Annotated in this window: 5 protein-coding genes; 3 read left to right on the forward strand and 2 right to left on the reverse strand. The window is 35.8% G+C overall.

The genetic code is table 11. The features are described 5' to 3' along the window. A partial coding sequence (locus tag A6M14_RS14085; protein WP_171500247.1) for a hypothetical protein occupies positions 1-549 on the forward strand: 549 nt, incomplete at its 5' end. A gap of 30 nt (positions 550-579) precedes the next feature. On the opposite strand, the gene A6M14_RS05910 is transcribed toward A6M14_RS14085, so the two are convergent. After that, positions 580-825, reverse strand: a complete 246-nt coding sequence (locus A6M14_RS05910) for a hypothetical protein (protein ID WP_152874073.1) — start codon at positions 823-825, stop codon at positions 580-582. A gap of 50 nt (positions 826-875) precedes the next feature. Then, the gene (locus A6M14_RS05915; protein WP_152874074.1) at positions 876-1,073 is read right to left on the reverse strand and encodes a DUF3565 domain-containing protein; all 198 of its coding nucleotides are present in this window, start codon (positions 1,071-1,073) and stop codon (positions 876-878) included. A gap of 108 nt (positions 1,074-1,181) precedes the next feature. Here A6M14_RS05915 and gshB point away from each other — a divergent pair, with 108 nt between their 5' ends. After that, the gene (gshB, locus tag A6M14_RS05920) at positions 1,182-2,129 is read left to right on the forward strand and encodes a glutathione synthase (protein WP_152874075.1); all 948 of its coding nucleotides are present in this window, start codon (positions 1,182-1,184) and stop codon (positions 2,127-2,129) included. Positions 2,130-2,149: 20 nt separating this feature from the next. After that, positions 2,150-3,262, forward strand: a complete 1,113-nt coding sequence (locus A6M14_RS05925; protein ID WP_206669621.1) for a phytanoyl-CoA dioxygenase family protein — start codon at positions 2,150-2,152, stop codon at positions 3,260-3,262. Positions 3,263-3,426: the final 164 nt, after the last annotated feature.

Raw genomic sequence — 3,426 nt, forward strand, 5'->3', positions numbered from 1 at the left:
ACCTCATGTTTGAATTCGCCTGATATTAGAATTACTCCTGCTTCTTATTACAATGATCCATCACTGAATAATGCTATAAGAGATGATGAATTAACATTTGAGTTGTTAATGCGAGCCGATGATCTGATTATAAAAAATATTGAAGGTTCTGACATTCCTGTATTTGGAAATGTTAAATTTAAGCTAGAAAGCAATACTAATTATTATGTACATTGCTTTGCTTCTAAATACACTTATCGTGAATTTGATGATTTCGATGCTGATTGTTGTATTGTAATCGATAAACCAAGAATACTCTTCCAAAGAATGATGAAGGCTATGAAATCGAAGGTACCTGAATTTAATGGCTTTGCTACACCTGTTAGATATCTTGATCCTTTAAATGCAAAGCCTTATGAAGTCGATATTTTTTTTGCAAAGCATTTTAAATATACATATCAAAATGAAGTTAGGGCTATTTGGATACCGAATGAAGCTAAGGAAAAACTAGAAGAAATATTTATAAATATTGGTCCAATGACTGACTATGCAAGAATAGTTTGTATTTAATGAAAGGGATTATACGAAATCTAAATCTATCTACGAATACAACTTATAAAACCGATACTCAGGAAAAATTAACCCGACGATAAAAAGAATAGTGAATCCTATCCAAGTGAATAAAGCCATTGCTCTAAGTTGTTCTGTATTCCATTCTTCAGAATTTCCATCAAAGAAAAAAATACTTTTCCATCCCTTAATTGCATCTGCACCACCCCATGAAAGAATCCATTTACAGGTTAAGCTAATGAAAATATACAAACAAATCCAAACAGGCGTAGACATAACTTTGAATTCTTAGTTTTTATAAGTAAATAAAATATAACACTATTATTTTAATTATTTAACTCATCATCACAAAGCTTACATTCTAACATCACACCTAATTTTTCATTGCGACCATCTTCCGTTAATACCCATGGACGGTTCTGCCACGGTGGTGTATGGCGAACATGCTGATTATGCCCGCAAGCCAAATTTGCTACCCAATGATTTTCATCATCCAAATGAAAACCAATAATTGCTTGTTGCATCAAAACATCCTCAACATAAAAGAATAAAAAGGATTACGGAAATTCAGAAAAAGAAACAGGAAATCTCCGTTATACTCCTAAGCAGATCATTTTTAAAAGAGCAGAAATATGCGCGTACTTGTTGTGATGGATCCCATCGAAAATGTAAATCTAAAAAAAGACTCATCAATGGCTATGCTTTGGGCTGCGGCACGACGTGGTCATGAACTAGGTTATGCATTACAACAAGATTTATATATTGATCAAGGTAAAGCATTTGGTCTGATTTCGCCTTTAAAAGTATTTGAAGATTACGACCATTATTTTGAGTTAGGTGAAAAACAAAAACAATCAATTGCTGCGTACGACGTGGTACTTATGCGTAAAGATCCTCCGTTCGATATGAACTTTGTCTATACCACGTATATTCTAGAACAAGCAGAGCGTGAAGGCGCATGGATTATTAACAAACCACAAAGCCTACGTGACTGTAACGAAAAACTATTCGCAACACAGTTCCCTGAACTTCAAGTGCCAACATTAGTAACATCACAACAAAGCCTTATTCGTGAATTTATTGCAGAACATAAAGACGTGATTGTAAAACCACTCGATGGCATGGGCGGAACAGGTATTTTTCGTTTAACGATTGATGGTGCAAATACAGGTTCTACGTTAGAAATGCTCACTGAAATGGGTCAACAACCTATTATGGCTCAGCGCTATATTCCTGAAATTGTCGATGGTGATAAACGTATATTAATGATTAATGGTGAACCTGTACCTTATTGTCTTGCACGTATTCCGCAAAATGGTGAAACGCGTGGTAATTTGGCTGCAGGTGGTCGTGGAGAAGCTCGTGCTTTAACCGAAAATGACAAAGCAATTGCAGCAAAAGTTGGTCCATTTTTACGTGAAAAAGGATTGGTTTTTGTTGGTTTGGATGTCATTGGTAATTATGTGACAGAAATTAATGTGACAAGCCCAACGTGTATTCGTGAAATCGACAATCAATTTGGTACTTCAATTGCCGATGATTTGTTTGATGTTTTAGAAGCAGGCCTGAAAAACAACTAAGTTAAAAATGTGAGAACGTTGTGTTATCTGCATTAAAGAAAGTTTGGACATATCCAAATAAGAAAATAGTCCTACAAGAATTAAAAACAATAGCGAAAGCAAATCCGAAAAAGTTTGTGGTAGATGCCACAACACTTTTCGGATTTGCGAAAAGCTTTGAATCGCATTTAATTATTGGCAATCAACGGTTTAATGAGTTAGGTTTGCATCGTTATCGGGTAGAACTTGCATCTAAACTTGCGTACAACAGACGACAAAAACTCGCAGAAATGCTTACCCAAGATGAAGTGGAGCAATTTCAAAAAAATGGCTTTATTTTAAAAGAAAACTTTTTGCCTGAAGATGATTTTGAAAAGCTATCAAAAGAACTTTTAGAAACGCCATTAGAAACCAGAGAAACATTGCAAGGTGATACGGTTACACGTCGAATGGCGCTAGATGGTGAAACCTTAAAACAATTACCTGCAACTGAAAAATTACTGAATGATGCTAAATGGAAAGGGCTTTTGAACTATGTAGCAAGTTCTAAAGTTCAGCCCATGTATTATGTGCAAGTGATTTTATCGCATGTTCGTAAATCTCGTCCCGATCCACAAACAAATTTACATAGTGATACTTTTCACTCAAGTGTAAAAGCATGGTTGTTCTTAACCGATGTGGCAGAAGATGAAGGTCCTTTTGTTTATGTTCCGGGTTCACATATTGTGAATGAACAGCGTCTAGATTGGGAGCATCAACAATCTGTTGCAATGAATGAAAAATCGAATGCGCTGAGTCGTCGAGGTTCGTTAAGAATTCAGCAGAGTGAGTTAGAAAGTTTGGGGTATGGTCAGCCACAAGCATTTGCTGTGAAAAAAAACACATTGGTTGTTGCAGATACTTACGGTTTTCATGCTCGAGGACCAAGCGTGCGACCATCTACACGTATTGAACTTTGGGCTTATGGTCGACGTAGTCCATTTTTACCGTGGATTGGTTTTAACATTTTTGCATTCCCCATGGTTAAACAACATTTAATTCCTTGGTATTGGACGGGGCTCGATTATCTTGAACAAAAATACCACCGAAAAAATCCGTGGCGAAAAGTTGGAAAGTTGAAAGCAACAGATCCTGCTGTAATGGTAAGTAAATAGCCTAAATTTCACCAGAAAGTAAAAAAGAGTCATTTCGGCTCTTTTTTATTATTTTGAAAAATAAGGGGGGAGAGAGCCAATAATTACAAAATTCCTCATAGATTCTCTAAAAATACGAGAATTTGCGTAGATTAATAATAAATCTAGGGTCTGTTGACATTTCA

Origin of the sequence: Acinetobacter portensis (assembly GCF_009372215.1) — a bacterium.
GTDB lineage: Bacteria > Pseudomonadota > Gammaproteobacteria > Pseudomonadales > Moraxellaceae > Acinetobacter > Acinetobacter portensis.

Coding starts and splice junctions, on each gene's coding strand:
- A6M14_RS05910 (WP_152874073.1), bottom strand. CDS start 825: ATGTCTACGCCTGTTTGGATTTGTTTGTATATTTTCATTAGCTTAACC.
- A6M14_RS05915 (WP_152874074.1), bottom strand. CDS start 1,073: ATGCAACAAGCAATTATTGGTTTTCATTTGGATGATGAAAATCATTGG.
- gshB (WP_152874075.1), top strand. CDS start 1,182: ATGCGCGTACTTGTTGTGATGGATCCCATCGAAAATGTAAATCTAAAA.